Here is a 15,959-nt window from a genome sequence, read left to right on the forward strand (position 1 = left end):
AACGGGGCGTTTTTTATGCGCGACGATCAAGCGTAGCTTGGGGTCTCGCTGCTTTCTTCAACCAGTTCCAGCGCGATGTTGTTCTGCGTATTGATCTTGCGATACAGCGCAGCATCGGTTTCCAGAACCTTTTCACGGGCCGGGAAGATTTCCGCCAGTTTGGCCGCCCACTCGCCGGATGCTTTGGCCGGGAAGCATTTCTCGATCAGCTCCAGCATGATCGAAACGGTCACCGACGCGCCTGGCGAAGCGCCGAGCAGTGCAGCAAGGGAACCGTCCTTGGCCGCGACCAGCTCGGTGCCGAACTGCAGGACGCCGCCCTTTTTCGGGTCTTTCTTGATGATTTGAACCCGTTGGCCGGCCACTTCCAGGCGCCAGTCTTCGGCTTTCGCTTCAGGGTAGAAACGACGCAGGGAATCCAGGCGTTGCTCCATCGACTGCATCACTTCGCTGACCAGGTACTTGGTCAGGTCCATGTTGTTTTTCGCCACGGCCAGCATCGGGCCGATGTTGCCGGCGCGAACCGACATCGGCAGGTCCATGAAGGAGCCGTGCTTGAGGAACTTGGTGGTGAAACCGGCGTAAGGTCCGAACAGCAGGGACTTCTTGCCATCGACCACGCGAGTGTCGAGGTGCGGCACCGACATCGGTGGCGAACCCACGGCGGCCTGGCTATACACCTTGGCCTGGTGGTGTTTGACCACTTCCGGGTTGTCGCAACGCAGCCACTGGCCGCTGATCGGGAAGCCGCCGAAGCCTTTGCTTTCTTCGATGCCCGACGCCTGCAGCAACGGCAGTGCCGCACCGCCCGCGCCGAGGAAGACGAACTTCGCGTCGACTTCGCGGGTGTTGCCGCTGTTCACGTCCTTGATGCTGACGGTCCAGCCGCCGTTGTTGCGCTTCAGACCGGTCACGCGCTTGCAGTACTTGACCTGGGCATCGGGTGCGCTGGTCAGGTGCTTGAGCAATTGGTTGGTCAGCGCGCCGAAGTTGACGTCGGTGCCGTTCATCACGCGGGTGGCGGCGACGACTTCGTCAGCCGGACGACCAGGCATCATCAATGGCATCCAGTCCGCCATTTTTGCCTTGTCTTCGGTGTATTCCATGTCGGAGAAGGCGTGGTGCTTGCTCAGCACGTTGAAGCGTTCCTTGAGGAAGGACACGCCACTGTCACCTTGCACGAAGCTCAGGTGCGGCACCGGGCTGATAAAGGACTTGCACGAACCGAAGGTGCCTTTTTTGGTCAGGTACGACCAGAACTGCTTCGACACCTCGAACTGGGTGTTGATGTGCACGGCTTTCTTGATGTCGACGGTGCCGTCGGCGGCCTGCGGCGTGTAATTGAGCTCACACAGCCCGGCGTGACCGGTACCGGCGTTGTTCCACGGGTTCGAACTCTCCGCGGCACCGGAATCCATCAGCTCGACGACTTCCAGCTTGATCGCGGGGTCGAGCTCTTTGAGCAGTACTGCGAGGGTGGCACTCATGATGCCGGCCCCAACCAGTACTACGTCGACTGCTTCGTTATGCGCCATTTAACGCGTCTCCAAAATCTGCAGCACCAAATTGTCGGCATGGCTGCCAGGCGTTCCGGGGCGAGTCAGTGATGCCCCTGGTACTCATGGCAGTATCGCCATGTCCGAATCTTCGCAATTTATCGCAACTTCGACGGACGCTACCGGCCGGGTCAATGAGGTCTATGAACTCATTTCAACGCGCGACTGGCAATTCGACTTATGGTCGAGACATCCGTTTGTGCAACCAAATCCGTAGCGGACAGGCTTCAGGCTCCGGTGTTCGAGGAATACTCGGTCCTGTGTCGTTGGGCTGTTTCAGACGCTAATGGTGCATATTCAGACGCAAAACTATTCATTTGCTCGCCACACTCTTGTGAAGTTGTGAAAACCCGTTTTTTTCACGCTCTTTTGAAGACGTGAACCTCAAAAAAGGGCTGCCCCAGCCTGGCACCGTGCCCGGATGGATTGCCGCCATGGGATGCATGACAGGCAAAACGGGCAAACAGCTCAGTGACCGAGCGTAATGACAGCTCTGCAGATTCGCGAAAAGTGGGGGTTTTGCTCAAGGAACAGCAAGCACGCCAGCTTCACTCGATCTGTGTGGGCGGCTCTCTGTGGGCGGTGCGGGGTGCCAATACCGAAGCATTGACGATGCTGCGAGGCCCGATCAGGAGACGTCCTTATAATCGGGGGGAGATTGTATCTAAGAAACGCAGGGAAATGGACGTGTTTAATGACTTTTATTAGGCGTCTGGTCAGGTGGTCAACAGCTGCTGCGCCCGCGCGCGTGGTTTGTGCTGGCTGACACGGGCACTGGCAGGCAGGGGATGGTGCAGCCAGTTGAGGCGGATTTCTTCGATTTCGACCCAGCCATCGCCCATCGGCTGCAGGCTGCACTGCTTGAACGCCTGGCAATGACCATAGCGGTCGAGCAGGGCAAAGCAGCGATGCAATGGGCGCGGAGCGAACAGCGAGATCAGGTGGCGCATGGCAAAGTACCTTCAAGGGGTGACTGTCGTGAAGGTTGTCAAAGCGCCGTGACATGCAAGTGTATGGGCGGTGACATCTGTGTGACAGGAACCGGCTTCCCAAGGGTTTGTCAGACATTTCAGTATTCACTGCGAGGCGCTGGTTACCCGCAGTGGCCCACCGCTATACTGCCGGCCTGTTTGTGCCTGATTCTGGAGAGAAGAGCATGTTGCAACGCCTGTTGTTCGGTTTGATCACTGTGACCAGTTTGACCCTGGTTGGCTGCGCCCACAGCCCGCAACAACTGAACCCGGAGCCGAAGCTGACAACTCAGCTGGCGCCGGTCGGCCATGGTCAGCCAGTGGTGGTGCGTGTGGTGGACGGTCGTCCGTCGCCAACCCTGGGCACCCGTGGCGGTCTGTATCCGGAAACGAGTGCAATCACGGTGCAGGGCGCGCAGATCCTGCCGAAGTTGCAGGCCCAGGCTGAAGCGGCCGTGCGTTTGCTGGGCTTTACCCCGACATCCAATGCGATGAATGCCCCGCAATTGACCGTGACCCTGGCTGAGCTGAAGTATCAGTCGCCGAAGGAAGGCATGTACGTGACCGAGGCGACCATTGGCGCGACCTTCCGCTCCGACGTACAGAACGCCAACCGCCGCTACAGCGGTCGTTACGGTGCGTCGCTGGATCAGCGTTTCGGCATGGCGCCGAATCAGGAAACCAACACCAAGCTGGTCAGCGATGTATTGAGCGACGCATTGACGCGTCTGTTCAAGGACCCGACGATTGGTCAGATTCTCAGCGAGTAATGCGAGCCCCGCAGGAGTTGCCGAAGGCTGCGATCTTTTGATCCTGATCTTCGGCTACTCCCTCAAAAAATCAAAAGATCACAGCCTTCGGCAGCTCCTGCGGGGCAGGATTCTGCGGAGTCAGGCGGCTTGCGAATAAAAATCCAGCACACTTACGCCCGTCAGCAAGTCCGCCTCCGGTAAATCCGCATGTTGATGCCCACCCAGTGCGCAATACACCAGCCAATGGCAATCCTGAACGTTGAAGGCGAGGCTGCCGACGAGGGCTTGTTGTTCGTCGCTTTGAGCGATGAGGTAGAGGCGATCCTGGTTTTCGGCGTGGAGCATGACGGTTTCCGTGTCGGTTTCGATGGGCCGAGAGACTGGCGCATTCAGATGACGAAGCCGTGACGCAGAGCAGGAATCTGCCAAATGGTGAGTTATTTGTCGTAAAGCGGCGGGCAGGAGGGACGGCTTTCGGTAGAATTTGCGCCGCGGTCGTCGGTCCGGCGTTCGCCACACCTGTTTTGACTGAGGTTTGTGATGTCGCTGCATTTGATGACGCTGTTTACCGCCCATCCCGCCAAATTGATCAACCTGCTCGCCTTGCTGTTTGCCTTTCCGGGCAGCTGGTTGCTGCACGCTACGCGTCGCCGCGAACAGCGCGCGCAGGCCAGTCTGGCAGCGCAGCGTCAGAGCCGTCCCAGTGAAGAGCCCGTGCTGGATTGGGCGACCTTGCGCATGAACCGGTTTTTCTATCGTTTCGGTTTTGCCTGCCTGGGCTTGGCGTTGCTGGTGTCGTGGATCAGCACGCGGGTTTGATCCCTTAAAGCAAAAGATCGCAGCCTTCGGCAGCTCCTACATTGATGTTGGAGCTGCCGAAGGCTGCGATCTTTTGATCTTGCTGTAAAAACCTACAGCGCCAACCCGGCTTTCACCCGGTACTGATTACGCACCGGTGTGGCGTATTGCAGCACCAGGAAAGGACGATGTTCTTCCGGGCAGGCCTCAAGGCGCCGCTGCCATTCTTCCTGGGCCTTCGCCAGCTCGTCGGCTGCAAACACGTCAGCCGCTTTCGGCACCTGCAACTGCGGATCGGCGTCTTTCCACTGCGCGTACGCCAGGTAGTGCACCGGGAACAAGCGATAACCGCCGAGGATCTGCTTGTCCATTTCGATCGCCAATTGTTTGGTGTCTTCGAACAACTCGGTGATCGGCGCGGCGAAGTTCACGTGGACCCGGCCCTTGTAGCCGGTGATGCCTTTGGCGATGCTGACGTCGTCTTCGCCCGGCACCTTGGTGTAGCTGCCGGTGGTGGCGCGGATGTAGAGCTCGCGGGCCTTGGCCTGGTCGCACGGGTCGTATTCGTAGCTGATCGACACCGGAGTGACGTTCAGCGAGCGGATGACTTCGCCGAACGGTTCATCCTTGCGACTCATGTGGAACATCTTGAGGATCGCTGACTCGGTGCGGTCGTCGCCGTCCTTGGCCCGGCCTTCGGCCTGAGCGATCCAGATCGACGCGCAATCGTTGCGGATCGAGTGGTTGATGTAGGCCGACAATAGCTGATAGGCCGCCATTTTCTCTCGGCGACCGGTGATCGAACGGTGCACGATGAAACTTTTGTTCAGGCGCATCAGGTCGCTGACGAAGGGTTTCTGCAGCAGGTTGTCGCCAATGGCGATGCGCGGTGTCGGCAGGCCGGCGTGGTACACGGCATAGTTGACGAAGGCCGGGTCCATGACGATGTCGCGGTGGTTGGCGATGAACAGGTAGGCGCTACCGGACTTGAACTGCTCGACGCCGGTGTACGTCACCCCGTCCGTGGCGCGTTCGATGGTGTGGTCGACGTAATACTCGACTTTGTCCTGCAGCGTGGCCACCGAATTGATGCCGGCGAACTCACGGCGCAACCGATGAGCTATAAGAGGTTTGAGCATCCAGCCGAAGGCACCGGCGAAACGCGGGAAGCGGAAGTGGGTGAGGATATCTAGAAACGCCTTGTCGCCGAGCAATCGTGCCAGCACCGCTGGGACTTCGCTGTCGTCGTAAGGTCGGATGGCATCGAATTCGCCCATCATGCTCTCTTGTTAGAAACGGCTAGGGTAAGTAAAGGTTTTGATCGAAAACCAACGGGGCACGGTCTGAAAAGGTAGCCAGACAAAAATAGCCCTGCAAATAGACCGGCGATTATACGCACAAGTCACCCTGGAGACCGCGATGCTGGAAACCGAGCGCTACGAATGTCCGTATTGTGGTGAAGAGGCCGAGGCGGTGCTGGATTTGTCCGGTGGCGATCAGACCTATATCGAAGACTGTCCGGTGTGTTGCCGCCCCATCACGTTTGTCCTGCAGACTGATGGTCAGGAATGGTTACTTGAAGTTCACAGCGAAAACGAATGAAGGGGCGCTCCATGCAGCGAATCTATGAACCGGAAAACCTGATGGAAGGCGAGCTGCTGCAAGGCATGCTGGCCAGCGAGGGCATCGAGGCGCATCTGGTCGGGCGTGATTTGCTCGGTGGCAGCGGGGAGTTGCCCATTTTCGGTCTGTTGGGGTTGTCGGTCGACAATGACCAGGCCGAATACGCCCGCGAGTTGATCGCCGCGTACAATGCCGCGCTGCCGCTACCCGGCGATGAGCCGGAAAGCTTTCCCGGCACGCTGGTCTGTTAGGCTGACGTTCGTTTTATCAAGAGTCGTGTTGCCCCATGTGTGGACGTTATGCCCTGTTTCGCTGGAACCCCGCCTTCGCGACCCTGCCTGGCTTCCCTGCCGATCAGCAGGCCCAGTGGAATATTTCCCCAAACGATTCGGTGTTGATGCTGCGTGCCGGCGCCGACGGCCAACGCGAGTTGGCCCGTGCGCGCTGGGGTTTGACGCCGCCGTGGCTGACCGATCTGTCCCGCACGCCGGCCCATGCCCGGGCCGAAACCGTGGCCGAGCAACCGATGTTCCGTCAGGCCCTGCGCGAGCGCCGGTGCCTGCTGCCGGCCAACGGTTTTTACGAATGGCGCGGCACGACGCGCAAGCGGCCGTACTGGTTGACTCCGGGGGAGGGCTCGACGCTGTTTTTTGCGGCGATCTGGGAAGCGTATCCGGTGCAGGAGCAAGTGTGGTTGAGCACGGCAGTGATCACGCAACCGGCGGCGAGTCAGCGTCGGCCGTTGATTCTGGATGCAGCGGGGCAGGAGGCGTGGCTTGATCCCGAGACGCCTTTGCATGTGTTGCAGGGGTTGTTGGCCAGTGAACCCGCTGCGTTGCGCGAGCGGGTGTTGGCGAATCTGGTGAATGATCCGAAGTTGAACGGGCCGGAGTGTTTGACCCCAGGTTAAGTGGTGTCATCAAAAAGATCGCAGCCTGCGGCAGCTCCTGCATTAGGTAGGCGTATACCCTTACCCTGTAGGAGCTGCCGCAGACTGCGATCTTTTGATCTTGCTCTTAAACCTCAAACCTTGAACTGGTTGATCAACCGCCGCTGCTGTTCCGCCAGCTTGGTCAGGTCCGCACTCGCCGCGCTCGATTCATCCGCCCCACCGGCCACTTCATTGGCCACTTGCCCAATGTTGATCACGTTACGGTTGATGTCATCCGCCACCGCGCTCTGTTCTTCGGCCGCACTGGCAATCTGCGTGTTCATGTCGTTGATCACCGACACCGCCTGAGTGATCGCATCCAGCGCTTCGGCGGCTTTCGCGGCGTGCTGAACACTTTCATCGGTACGGTTCTGGCTGTCCTCCATGACCCGCACCACATCGCGCGTGCCTTGTTGCAGTTGCTGGATCATGGTCTGGATTTCTTCGGTGGCCTTCTGGGTTTTCTGCGCCAGGTTGCGCACTTCATCGGCCACCACTGCAAAACCGCGGCCCTGTTCACCGGCGCGTGCCGCTTCGATGGCCGCGTTCAAGGCCAGCAGGTTGGTCTGCTCGGCGATCCCGCGAATGGCCGTGAGGATCGCGTTGATGTTCTCGCTGTCCTTGGCCAGGGTTTGCACCACGCTGACAGCCTTGCCGATTTCCACTGCCAGCACACCGATCGAATTCGATGTGTCCCGCACGATCTGTTTGCCCTGCGCCGCCGCCTGATCCGCATGACTGGCCGCTTGCGCCGCCTGGGTCGCGTTGCGCGCCACGTCCTGGGCGGTGGCGGTCATTTCATGCACCGCCGTGGCGACCTGATCGATCTCGACCATTTGTTTCTGCACGCCGATGTTGGTGCGAATGGCGATGTCGGCGGTGTGCTCCGACGAATCGCTGACGCTCTGCACCGACGTCACGACCTGAGTGATCATCGCCTGTAACTTGGCGAGGAAAGTGTTGAAACCTTTGGCGATCGAGCCCAGTTCGTCGGCACGATCACTGGTCAGGCGACGGGTGAGGTCACCTTCGCCTTTGGCAATGTCGTCGAGCATGGCGACCATCTGTTTAAGTGGTCGGGCAATGCCGTGGCCCACCAGCCAGATCACCAGCAGACCGATGCCGGCAATCAGCAGGCCAACCATGGCCATGCCGAAGGTGTCGGATTTGCGCTGTGTGTCGAGGTCGGCCTGGAGTTTTTGCAGGTCGGCCATCACCGCGTTCAGGGGCAGTTGCAGCATCAGGGTCCAGCGGGCGTCGGTCTGGCCGATGCCGAATGGCAGGTACAACTCGATCCGGCCCTGGGCCTTGTCGACGGTGTAGGTCACTTCGCCACGCTTGAGATTGGCCATGTTGGCGATCTGTTGGCTATCGAGGATGTCGCTGACCTTCTCGCCGAATTTGCTCGGGTCCTTGGTGTAGGCCACGATCCGGCCGTTGCTGCCGATCAGGGCCATGACGCCCGAGCCGTTGTACAGCTTCTGGTTCGCGCCCAGCAGCATTTCCTGAATGAAGTTCACCGACAGGTCGGCGCCGACGATGCCCTGGAAGGCGCCGTCGAGCATGATCGGTTCAATAAAGGAGGCGAGCATGACGATCTTGTCCCCGACCTTGTAGGGCGCCGGATCGATCACGCAGGATTTTTTGGTTTCTTTCGAGCACAGGTAGTACTCGCTGGCGCGCACCCCGGTGGACAGGGTTTTCTGGTCGTCGACGTCCACCAGTTTGTCCAGGCCCAGAGTGCCGTCTTCGTTGCGGAACCACCATGGCAGGAAGCGGCCGTTGCTGGGGTCGATCCCTACCACCTTGGTGCCGACGTAAGCCGCATCGTTGTGATCGAGTGCGTCTTTTTCCCAGCCAATGTAAGTCCCGAGGATTTTCGGGTTTTTGGCGACGTTTTCCTTGATCAGGCTGATCAATTGCTCACGGCTCAGGCTCAGTTGCGGCTGGCCGTCGGCGCCCGGTGTGCCGATCAGGGCGTTGACCCGCACCAACCCGCCGGCAATCAAGAGGGGAGCCTCGAGTTCGCGCTGGATCTGGCTGACCTGGGTTTGCGCCAGGGACGTCAGGCGCTGTTCGATGACTTGCTCGAATTGCGCCTGGGTCCGCTCCTGGACCATGTCTTGGGTCCGGGCACCGGAAAACAGGGCGTAAAGCACCAGTGCCGCCACGACGCTTAAAACAATGGCGCCGGCCAGGGCCGCCACGGAAAACTGGATCGACTTGAATTTCATGGGTGCTCCGCACGCAAGAGGACATCTGCGGTGCTGTATCGGCACGCGGTTCGAGGGCCATGAGCGAGGCAGGGTGAAATGGCTGTTTTGGAGTGGTAGATGTCGCAAATGAATCATTGCGGGCCGTTACCCGCCGCGGCGGGGGAGGTTATGTGAATTTTTTCCTACGGCGATGAGAGCTTTATCCGAAATATGCGTCTGAATGTCTGTTGTATCTGGCGTCGATACATTTCCCCGCCTAGGATACCCGGCATGTTTTCAGGGAGTTTTTTGATGAACAAGCGATTGGTTTTGTGTGCTCTGAGTGCGGGTCTGTTGCTCGCCGGTTGTCAGTCGGTCAACACCACCAGCGGCGGCGCCGTGGGTGTGGAGCGCAAACAGTACATGTTCAGTATGTTGTCCACGGACGAAGTCAACCAGATGTACGCCCAGTCGTACCAGAAGACGGTCGGCGAAGCGACCAGCAAAGGTGTGCTGGACAAGACCAGCAACGATGCCAAGCGCATCCAGGCGATCGCCAATCGGCTGATTGCCCAGGCGCCGGTTTTCCGTCCGGATTCGGCCCAGTGGAAATGGGAAGTCAACCTGATCAAGAGCGACGAACTCAACGCCAACTGCGGGCCTGGCGGCAAGATCATTTTCTACACCGGGCTGATTGACAGCCTGAAACTGACCGACGATGAAATCGCCGCGATCATGGGCCATGAAATCGCCCACGCCCTGCGCGAGCACGGTCGTGAAGCGATGTCCAAGGCCTACGGCATCGAAATGGCCAAGCAGGGCGCCGGTGCCTTGTTCGGTCTGGGTCAGGACAGCCTGGCGCTGGCCGACACCGTGGCCAACTACGGCATGACGTTGCCCAACAGCCGCTCAAATGAAAACGAAGCTGATCTGATCGGCCTGGAATTGGCGGCTCGCGCCGGCTACAACCCGAATGCCGCGATCACCCTGTGGAACAAGATGAGCAAGGCCTCGGAAGGTTCGCCACCGGAGTTCATGAGCACTCACCCAGCGTCGTCCAGTCGGATTGCTTCGTTGCAGGCAGCGATTCCGAAGGTGATGCCGTTGTACGAGAAAGCGCCTAAATCCTGATGTAGATAGGGCTTTTGTGGCAAGGGAGCTTGCTCCCGCTGGGGCTGCAAGGCAGCCCCATTTCGGATGAGCGCGTTTTTGTCGCTCATCCGAATTTACGGCTTCTACGCAGCGAGCGGGAGCAAGCTCCCTCGCCACATTGAATGGTCTGCCGCGTCATACCCACCCACTGCTCTGCATCGCCTTGTACACCGCGACAATCGCCAGGACGAAAAACGCCGACGCCGCCAGTCGACGGATCAACGTCAAGGGCAGTTTGTCCGCCGCAAAGTTACCCGCCAGTACCACTGGCACGTTGGCAATCAACATCCCGGCGGTGGTGCCGATGATCACCAGCCATAGCTCAGGGTATTGCGCGGCGAGCATCACGGTAGCGACTTGAGTCTTGTCGCCCATTTCAGCCAGAAAGAACGCAATCAGTGTCGTCAGGAACGGCCCGAACTTGCGGGCGGTGCTGGCTTCGTCGTCATCCATCTTGTCCGGCACCAGGGTCCACAACGCCGTCGCGGTGAAGCTTGCGGCGAGAATCCAGTGCAACATCGCATCCGAGAAGAAACCTCCGACCCAGGCGCCTACCGCACCGGCTGCCGCGTGGTTGGCCAGGGTGGCGGCGACGATGCCGGCAATGATCGGCCACGGTTTGCGAAAGCGGGCAGCGAGAATGAGTGCGAGCAGTTGCGTCTTGTCGCCGATTTCGGCCAAGGCAACGATTGCAGTGGGAACGAGAAGTGAATCCAGCATCAGGGTTTTCCTAAGGGGCGGGTCGACACGGCTATGACACGTACAGCCTTCCCGCCCCGGGTAAGGTGTTCGTGTCATAGGTCTTGTCAAACCCTGGCGAGCCGTCTGATGCGGACGCTTGGGTCGCATACGCCATGGTCTGAGGACCAAGTATGTTGACGTATGCCGGACGAGCATGGCGCTCGTGGGAGACTACTCCCCTAGGACGGAGCGGATTCTGCCTAGGCGAAACCCGTTAGGCAAGCACTTATTTTTCAGCCGCGTTTGGCCCGGTAGATTCTGAAACCCTGTCCCTCAGCCTTGATCGCACACACGCCCAGGTGCTCTTCGATCAGCGGCTGATACTTCAGGAAGCTGTTCGCGACAAGGCGCAGTTCTCCACCGTTTTTCAGATGTTTGGCCGCTTTTCGCAGCAAGTTCTCGGTAGCGAAATAGTCGGTGTGCACGCCGACATGGAACGGCGGGTTGCTCAGAATCGCACTCAAACCCATCGGCGCCGCATCAATGCCGTCACCGGTAATGACGTCTGCTTCAAGACCGTTGGCAGCCAGCGTCAAGCGACTGCTGGCGGCCGCAAAAGCGTCCACGTCGAGCAACGTGACCTGATTGTGCGGATAACGACGTTTGACCGCTGCCCCCAACACGCCCGCGCCGCAGCCGAAATCCAGCAAATGACCGCTCGGCAATTTGTCCAGATGCTCCAGCAACAATGCGCTGCCGCGATCCAGGCGACCGTGGCTGAACACGCCCGGCAGGCTGATGACTTTCAACGGGCCTTCGGCCAGCGGCAATTCATAGGTCTGAGCCAGACTTTCCAGCGACTTGGCCGCTGGCGCGTTGGCCACAGTGACCTGCCAGAGCTGGCAGTGACGCGCGCTGTCGAGCTTGCGCGGTTTGCCGAACGGGTTCAGTTGTTTGGCCGCGCCTTCGATGCCGCTGCGTTTTTCACCCACCAGATACAGCTCGCGACCGGCCAGCCGCGAGGCCAGGGCGTTGAGGATGTAATCGGTAAGGTCCTTGGACTTGGGCAGAAACACCACCGCGGTATCGAACTCGCGCTCGGGCGCGGTCACGCCGAAATGGCTGCGCTCGGCGAAGCGAGCGTCCAGCGCAGCCTGGTCGCCGGCGTGCCAGCACCAGCCGTGGGCGTCGGGCAGGCGACCGAGCAAATCATCGGCGGGCAAACCGGCCAGCAACACCGGGCCCTGGAATAACTCGGCCTGACGAAGCAGTACTTCACTGCGCGGATCCATACTCTGCTCCTGTGAAAAAAAGTGCCGCAGTTTATCAACTGACGACCCGCAGCGCCTTACCGCTGAAGTATCCCTGAGCGTTTTCGGTCAATTGGCCAACGATCCGCTGCCGCGCCTCGCGACTGCCCCAGGCGTTGTGCGGTGTGACGATCAAGCGTGGGATGTCGGCAGCGAGTAACGGGTTGCCGGCGGTCGGCGGCTCGACGCTCAGCACGTCGGTGGCGGCGCCGCCCAGGTGGCCGTTGCGCAAGGCATCGGCCAGCGCCTGTTCGTCGATCAAGCCGCCACGGGCGGTGTTGACTACGAAGGCGCCCGGTTTCATCGACGCCAGTTCGCGAGCACCGATGAAGTGACGAGTGTGTTCGTTGAGTGGGCAATGCAGGGTCAGCGCATCGATCTGCGGCAACAGCTCATCCAGCGGCAAGCGGTCCGGCCGGGCAGGGCGCCCCGGAATCTGCCCGAGCAGCACGCGCATGCCGAAGGCTTCGGCCAGCCGTGCGACCGCGCCACCCAGCTCGCCGTGACCGAGCAAGCCCAGGGTTTTGCCTTCCAGTTCAACGATCGGGTAATCCAGCAGGCAGAACTGTTTCGCTTGTTGCCAGCGACCTTCGCCGACCGCTTTCTGATAATCGGCGAGGCGCGTCGCCAGGTTGAGCAGCAACATGATCGTGTGCTGCGCCACCGACGGCGTGCCGTAACCCTGACAGTTGCAGACGGTAACGCCGTGGGCGCGGGCGGCGGCGAGATCGACGTTGTTGGTGCCAGTGGCGGTGATCAGGATCAGCTTCAGCTCGGGGCTGGCGGCAATGGCTGCGGCGTCGATCAGGATTTTGTTGCTGATGGCAACCGTCGCGCCCTTGAGACGTTCGATCACCTGATCCGGCGCGGTCTGCGCGAACAGCTGCAAATCGTCGAAGCAAGCACGCAATGGGCTGAGGTCGAGGTCGCCGAGGTCCAGCGAGGGATGGTCGAGGAAAACGGCGCGGCGAGGGTTCGTCATCAACTGTACCTTTTGTGCATGGAATTGAAGGCGTAATCTGCCGAGCCTACCAGATAGAAACAAATGGTTACTTCGCTGGCTGGTCTGGCACAAAGCCTGTGGCGAGGGAGTTTGCTCCCGCTCGGCAGCGAAGCAGCCGTAAGCCGGATGACGCAATGCGCCTGACAAAACGCGGTCGCCTGAGTTGAGGCAGCTACACAGCCCAGCGGGAGCAAGCTCCCTCGCCACAAAATTGAAGATGGCAAAAAGGTGAGTTCACCTTGAAAATTTTTATTGATCGGCCTGCCCTATAGGAGCCCCCATGTACTGGACAGAGTTCTTGACCGTTGCCCTCATTCACTTGCTGGCCGTAGCCAGCCCCGGCCCGGACTTTGCCGTGGTGGTGCGTGAGAGCGTGACCCACGGTCGTCGCGCCGGCACCTGGACCGCGCTGGGCGTCGGTACGGCGATTTTCCTGCACGTCGGCTATTCGTTGCTCGGCATCGGCCTGATCGTGTCCCAGTCGATTGTGCTGTTCAACGCCTTGAAATGGGCCGCCGCCGCTTACCTGCTGTATATCGGCTTCAAGGCCTTGCGTGCGCAACCGGCCAGACCGGTGGCCGACGACCTGCACCAGGAAGCGGGTGAGCGCACCGCTCGCGGCGCCTTCACCTCGGGTTTCGTGACCAATGGTCTGAACCCCAAGGCCACGTTGTTCTTTCTGTCGTTGTTCACCGTGGTGATCAATCCGCATACACCGCTGTCGGTGCAGGCGGGATACGGGATTTACCTCGCGGCGGCGACGGCTCTGTGGTTCTGCCTGGTGGCGATGCTGTTCAGTCAGCAACGCGTGCGCGCCGGTTTCGCCCGCATGGGTCACTGGTTCGACCGGACCATGGGCGCGGTGCTGATCGCCATTGGCGTGAAACTGGCCTTTACCGAGATGCATTGATCGCACGATAACCCCTGTAGGCGCAGTCTTCGGCAGCTCCTACAGGACCGGATTGCAGTTGAGTGCTGGCGCAACGCTAGCATTTGCTGGATGTTGCAAATCATTCCTTCGGCTGATTTGGTTGTCATGGAAGGGCACTAGAGTGCTTACTTTCAGTCACGACCGTGCAGTCAGAAAAGGGATTCTTATGTTGCAGACTCGCGTTATCCCCCCAGCCGAAGGCGCTTACCAGTACCCGTTGCTGATCAAACGGCTGCTGATGTCTGGCGCGCGCTATGAGAAAACCCGCGAGATCATCTACCGCGATCAGTTGCGCTACAGCTATCCGACCCTGATCGAACGGGTCGCACGCCTGGCCAACGTACTGACGGCAGCCGGCGTCAAGGCCGGCGATACCGTGGCGGTGATGGACTGGGACAGCCATCGCTACCTGGAATGCATGTTTGCCATCCCGATGATCGGCGCGGTGATCCACACCATCAATGTGCGCCTGTCGCCGGAACAGATTCTCTACACCATGAACCACGCCGAAGACCGCTTCGTGCTGGTCAACAGCGAGTTCGTCGGGCTGTACAACGCGATTGCCGGTCACCTGACCACGGTGGAAAAAACCCTGCTGCTGACCGATCTGCCGGAAAAAACCGCCGACTTGCCGAACCTCGTCGGCGAATACGAGCAATTGCTGGCGGACGCGAGCACGCACTACGACTTCCAGGATTTCGACGAGAACTCGGTCGCGACCACGTTCTACACCACCGGTACCACCGGCAATCCCAAGGGCGTGTATTTCACCCATCGGCAACTGGTGCTGCACACCATGGGTGTGTCGACCATCATGGGCGCCATCGACAGCGTGCGGCTGTTGGGCACTAACGACGTGTACATGCCGATCACTCCGATGTTCCATGTCCACGCCTGGGGTTTGCCATATGTGGCGACGATGCTCGGGCTCAAGCAGGTTTATCCGGGGCGCTACGATCCGGAATACCTGGTGGAGCTGTGGCGCAAGGAAAAGGTCACCTTTTCGCACTGCGTCCCGACCATCCTGCAAATGGTCCTGAATGCCAAGGCTGCGCAAGGCACGGATTTCGCTGGCTGGAAAATCGTCATCGGCGGCAGCGCGTTGAATCGTGCGTTGTACGAAGCGGCCAAGGCCAAGGGCATTCAGCTGACCGCCGCTTACGGCATGTCGGAAACCGGGCCACTGGTTTCGTGCGCGCACCTCAATGACGAGTTGATGGCCGGCACCGAAGACGAGCGCACCACGTATCGAATCAAGGCCGGCGTGCCGGGGCCTTTGGTGGAGGCGGCGATCGTCGACACCGATGGCAACTTCCTGCCTGCCGATGGCGAGACTCAGGGCGAACTGGTGCTGCGCGCGCCGTGGCTCACCGAAGGTTATTTCAATGAGCCGCAAAAGGGCGCCGAGCTCTGGGCTGGCGGCTGGCTGCACACCGGAGACGTGGCGACGCTGGACAGCATGGGCGTGATCGATATTCGCGACCGGATCAAGGACGTGATCAAGACCGGTGGCGAATGGATTTCCTCCCTGGACCTCGAAGACCTGATCAGTCGCCACGCAGCGGTACGCGAAGTAGCAGTGGTGGGCATTGCCGATCCGCAGTGGGGCGAGCGCCCGTTTGCCCTGCTGGTGATCCGCGAGGGCCATGCAATCGGGGCCAAAGAACTCAAGGAACACCTCAAGCCGTTTGTGGAGCTGGGGCACCTGAGCAAGTGGGCTATCCCTAGTCAGATCGCCCTTGTTACTGAAATTCCCAAGACCAGCGTCGGCAAGCTCGACAAGAAACGCATCCGCGTCGACATCACCGAATGGCAAGCCAACAACAGCACCTTCCTCTCGACGCTTTAGCGTCTTCCGGCGTGCCCCAAAAGGGCACGCCAGCCCCACCAAGCAAGCGCTTGGCTTGTGAAATCCGAATTTTCAGCCATCCTTCCCGTGCCGACAGGTGTCGGTCTGGCGAAAGGACTGTTCCAGAGTGGCTGGCAGCTGCAAATCACACTTTAGAGGGATCAAGCAGTACTACCTGCTGGCTATAGTCCGCTCAAGGATTTTTAA

General features: G+C 59.8%; 16 protein-coding genes, 1 pseudogene and 1 riboswitch. Of the genes and pseudogenes, 8 read left to right on the forward strand and 9 right to left on the reverse strand.

Translation table 11 applies throughout. From position 1 onward, the window contains the following. Nucleotides 1-26 precede the first annotated feature (26 nt). Nucleotides 27-1,535 carry a malate dehydrogenase (quinone) gene (mqo, locus tag ACM6I5_RS15335; RefSeq protein ID WP_017340728.1) on the reverse strand — a complete coding sequence of 503 codons (1,509 nt, stop codon included), beginning with the start codon at nt 1,533-1,535 and terminating at the stop codon, nt 27-29. Nucleotides 1,536-2,272: 737 nt separating this feature from the next. Then, entirely contained in the window at nt 2,273-2,506 is a 234-nt protein-coding gene (locus tag ACM6I5_RS15340; RefSeq protein ID WP_414880529.1) for a hypothetical protein, read from the reverse strand. A gap of 206 nt (nt 2,507-2,712) precedes the next feature. Here ACM6I5_RS15340 and ACM6I5_RS15345 point away from each other — a divergent pair, with 206 nt between their 5' ends. Beyond that, nucleotides 2,713-3,297: a YajG family lipoprotein gene (locus ACM6I5_RS15345; protein WP_017340726.1), complete on the forward strand. Its 585-nt coding sequence runs from the start codon at nt 2,713-2,715 to the stop codon at nt 3,295-3,297. A gap of 120 nt (nt 3,298-3,417) precedes the next feature. Here the strand turns inward: ACM6I5_RS15345 and ACM6I5_RS15350 are convergent, their stop codons facing one another. After that, the gene (locus tag ACM6I5_RS15350) at nt 3,418-3,624 is read right to left on the reverse strand and encodes a hypothetical protein (RefSeq protein WP_017340725.1); all 207 of its coding nucleotides are present in this window, start codon (nt 3,622-3,624) and stop codon (nt 3,418-3,420) included. Nucleotides 3,625-3,819: 195 nt separating this feature from the next. Between ACM6I5_RS15350 and ACM6I5_RS15355 the strand changes: the two genes are divergently transcribed. Then, nucleotides 3,820-4,098, forward strand: coding sequence for a hypothetical protein (locus ACM6I5_RS15355; RefSeq protein ID WP_017340724.1), 279 nt, complete (start codon nt 3,820-3,822; stop codon nt 4,096-4,098). Nucleotides 4,099-4,190: 92 nt separating this feature from the next. Here the strand turns inward: ACM6I5_RS15355 and ACM6I5_RS15360 are convergent, their stop codons facing one another. Continuing rightward, the gene (locus ACM6I5_RS15360; protein ID WP_414880530.1) at nt 4,191-5,357 is read right to left on the reverse strand and encodes a 1-acyl-sn-glycerol-3-phosphate acyltransferase; all 1,167 of its coding nucleotides are present in this window, start codon (nt 5,355-5,357) and stop codon (nt 4,191-4,193) included. 139 nt (nt 5,358-5,496) lie between these two features. Here ACM6I5_RS15360 and ACM6I5_RS15365 point away from each other — a divergent pair, with 139 nt between their 5' ends. Genes ACM6I5_RS15365 through ACM6I5_RS15375 form a run of 3 tightly spaced genes read left to right on the forward strand, consistent with a single transcriptional unit; the run spans nt 5,497 to nt 6,610 of the window. After that, nucleotides 5,497-5,679 (forward strand): CPXCG motif-containing cysteine-rich protein, encoded by a 183-nt coding sequence (locus ACM6I5_RS15365; RefSeq protein WP_008153387.1) that lies wholly within the window; start codon nt 5,497-5,499, stop codon nt 5,677-5,679. Between the two features lie 11 nt (nt 5,680-5,690). Further along, nucleotides 5,691-5,951 carry a putative signal transducing protein gene (locus ACM6I5_RS15370; RefSeq protein WP_031319115.1) on the forward strand — a complete coding sequence of 87 codons (261 nt, stop codon included), beginning with the start codon at nt 5,691-5,693 and terminating at the stop codon, nt 5,949-5,951. A 35-nt stretch (nt 5,952-5,986) separates the two neighbouring features. Further along, nucleotides 5,987-6,610 (forward strand): SOS response-associated peptidase, encoded by a 624-nt coding sequence (locus tag ACM6I5_RS15375; RefSeq protein ID WP_414884177.1) that lies wholly within the window; start codon nt 5,987-5,989, stop codon nt 6,608-6,610. Nucleotides 6,611-6,723: 113 nt separating this feature from the next. On the opposite strand, the gene ACM6I5_RS15380 is transcribed toward ACM6I5_RS15375, so the two are convergent. Next, nucleotides 6,724-7,566, reverse strand: coding sequence for a methyl-accepting chemotaxis protein (locus tag ACM6I5_RS15380; protein ID WP_414880581.1), 843 nt, complete (start codon nt 7,564-7,566; stop codon nt 6,724-6,726). Nucleotides 7,567-7,578: 12 nt separating this feature from the next. Then, nucleotides 7,579-8,982: pseudogene (locus tag ACM6I5_RS15385) on the reverse strand (HAMP domain-containing protein); the annotation flags it as partial. A 156-nt stretch (nt 8,983-9,138) separates the two neighbouring features. Here ACM6I5_RS15385 and ACM6I5_RS15390 point away from each other — a divergent pair. Continuing rightward, the gene (locus ACM6I5_RS15390; RefSeq protein ID WP_017340719.1) at nt 9,139-9,957 is read left to right on the forward strand and encodes a M48 family metallopeptidase; all 819 of its coding nucleotides are present in this window, start codon (nt 9,139-9,141) and stop codon (nt 9,955-9,957) included. Nucleotides 9,958-10,113: 156 nt separating this feature from the next. Here the strand turns inward: ACM6I5_RS15390 and ACM6I5_RS15395 are convergent, their stop codons facing one another. The 3 genes from ACM6I5_RS15395 to ACM6I5_RS15405 form a co-directional block, all read right to left on the reverse strand. Next, nucleotides 10,114-10,698 carry a TMEM165/GDT1 family protein gene (locus ACM6I5_RS15395; protein WP_017340718.1) on the reverse strand — a complete coding sequence of 195 codons (585 nt, stop codon included), beginning with the start codon at nt 10,696-10,698 and terminating at the stop codon, nt 10,114-10,116. 89 nt (nt 10,699-10,787) lie between these two features. Continuing rightward, nucleotides 10,788-10,911, reverse strand: a riboswitch (yybP-ykoY riboswitch). A 41-nt stretch (nt 10,912-10,952) separates the two neighbouring features. After that, nucleotides 10,953-11,951, reverse strand: a complete 999-nt coding sequence (locus ACM6I5_RS15400; RefSeq protein WP_017340717.1) for a class I SAM-dependent methyltransferase — start codon at nt 11,949-11,951, stop codon at nt 10,953-10,955. A 34-nt stretch (nt 11,952-11,985) separates the two neighbouring features. Then, nucleotides 11,986-12,951 (reverse strand): 2-hydroxyacid dehydrogenase, encoded by a 966-nt coding sequence (locus ACM6I5_RS15405; RefSeq protein ID WP_414884178.1) that lies wholly within the window; start codon nt 12,949-12,951, stop codon nt 11,986-11,988. A gap of 301 nt (nt 12,952-13,252) precedes the next feature. Here ACM6I5_RS15405 and ACM6I5_RS15410 point away from each other — a divergent pair, with 301 nt between their 5' ends. Next, the gene (locus tag ACM6I5_RS15410; RefSeq protein WP_017340715.1) at nt 13,253-13,882 is read left to right on the forward strand and encodes a LysE family translocator; all 630 of its coding nucleotides are present in this window, start codon (nt 13,253-13,255) and stop codon (nt 13,880-13,882) included. Nucleotides 13,883-14,069: 187 nt separating this feature from the next. Then, on the forward strand, nt 14,070-15,752 hold the full coding sequence (locus ACM6I5_RS15415; protein ID WP_017340714.1) for a fatty acid--CoA ligase: 1,683 nt from the start codon (nt 14,070-14,072) through the stop codon (nt 15,750-15,752). Nucleotides 15,753-15,959 lie beyond the last annotated feature (207 nt).

This window comes from Pseudomonas sp. IT-P171 (assembly GCF_949767765.1).
Taxonomy (GTDB): domain Bacteria; phylum Pseudomonadota; class Gammaproteobacteria; order Pseudomonadales; family Pseudomonadaceae; genus Aquipseudomonas; species Aquipseudomonas fluorescens_B.